At 39.8% G+C, this 1,401-nt stretch carries 2 protein-coding genes and 1 pseudogene; 2 read left to right on the plus strand and 1 reads right to left on the minus strand.

Features of this window, described 5'->3' with window-relative positions:
• Positions 1 to 123: 123 nt before the first annotated feature.
• Positions 124 to 411: pseudogene (locus K4039_RS26600) on the minus strand (CobW family GTP-binding protein); the annotation flags it as partial.
• A gap of 194 nt (positions 412 to 605) precedes the next feature.
• Between K4039_RS26600 and K4039_RS26605 the strand changes: the two are divergent.
• Positions 606 to 923, plus strand: coding sequence for a hypothetical protein (locus K4039_RS26605; protein WP_265239504.1), 318 nt, complete (start codon positions 606 to 608; stop codon positions 921 to 923).
• Positions 920 to 1,309, plus strand: a complete 390-nt coding sequence (locus tag K4039_RS26610) for an aspartyl protease (RefSeq protein WP_265239505.1) — start codon at positions 920 to 922, stop codon at positions 1,307 to 1,309. Before K4039_RS26605 ends, K4039_RS26610 begins: the two co-directional genes overlap by 4 nt.
• The last annotated feature ends 92 nt before the right edge of the window (positions 1,310 to 1,401 follow it).

A 1,401-nucleotide genomic window follows, 5' to 3' on the forward strand; every position in this document is an offset into this window, starting at 1 on the left:
GCCGCTCTTTCTTTTTCCATATCTTTCTGTGGCATTTGTAAGTTATTCATTTTTTTATTGTCACAATCAATTATTGCATATAATTATATCATAATAAGTGTAGATAATGATTTAGGATTGCTATATGTGGTCGAATTTGTCGCGCCGCTTCATTAAGTTGCCGATAATCCGAATTAAGTCGCCTCGGACTGTACAGCAAATGCAGCCGTTGTTCATTTTAAAAATTTCTTCGTCGGCATCAATGATGAGTTGGTTGTCGATGCCTACTTCGCCGAATTCGTTGACGATGACTGCAACTTTTTTGCCGTGTTTCTGTGTTAAAATGTGGTTGAGTAGCGTAGTTTTGCCTGCACCCAGATAGCCTGTGAGAACGGTCACGGGAACTGATTCGATCGCCCCAGCAGTCACCATACTTTACCTCGTTTGTTGTACAATGATAACCATTGTCGCTATCTTACACCATACTTGCTACTAGCAGCAACAATATTAAAAAATGTTAATAAATTGTTTGCTGAAGACTTTAAGGGCGGGTTTTAGCAAAAATAGACAAAATAATACTTGTGGGCTATCATAAATCAATCTATACATTTAATCTAAAAAAAACCATGACTCAGCTATCAGAAAAGCGAAAAGCGCTGCGGGGTAGAATCTCTCGGACTATATCACCAGAAGAATTAGCAAAACACAAAGCAGAAAAAACTAAACTCCGTTTACGCGGTCGAGCAATATTTGAGCGAATTCGCCCGGAACTGATCGGGGACTATTACAATTGGTTTATTGCGATCGAGCCGGACAGTGAAGAGTATTTGATAGACCCCAAACTGTTAGGCATTGCACAAAAAATCAAAGAATACTATGGCGATAAAAATGTGATGTTAACAATGTTTCGCCTCAATGAAAAAGGAACCTGTGGCAGTATATGATATCAGGTTGGTTTGGGGAAAACGGAGAGTTGTTTTTTGAGATTGAATTGATTGCATTTAATGGCGAGCGCTTTCCTGTTGAAGTGCTACTAGATACAGGTTTTACCACAGGTTTTATAGCGATTAATTCTCAAGATTTAGATGGTTTAGATTGGTCTTTAATTGTCCGAGAAATCGAGATGCAGACAGCGCGGGGAGATGTTTTATTTGACCTCTATGAAGGTCGAGTAATTATTGACGGTCAAGAATTTGTTATTCCCGTCCATGTTGGAGAGGATCTCCCGGAGATTTTAATCGGTTCGCAATGGTTAGACAGGATGCAGTTAGTTGTTAATAAACCGATCGGGCTTTTGACCGAAAAGCGAGATGCAAGCCCCTGGCTTTAGACATGGGGATAAGTCGGCAGCGGTTTCAACCGCCTTCAGTATTTAACAAAGCTTAATGCTGAATTAGCACCATATACAGCTTTATGCTGTAT

Origin of the sequence: Lyngbya sp. CCAP 1446/10, from assembly GCF_026130175.1 — a bacterium.
Classification (GTDB): Bacteria; Cyanobacteriota; Cyanobacteriia; order Cyanobacteriales; family Microcoleaceae; genus Microcoleus.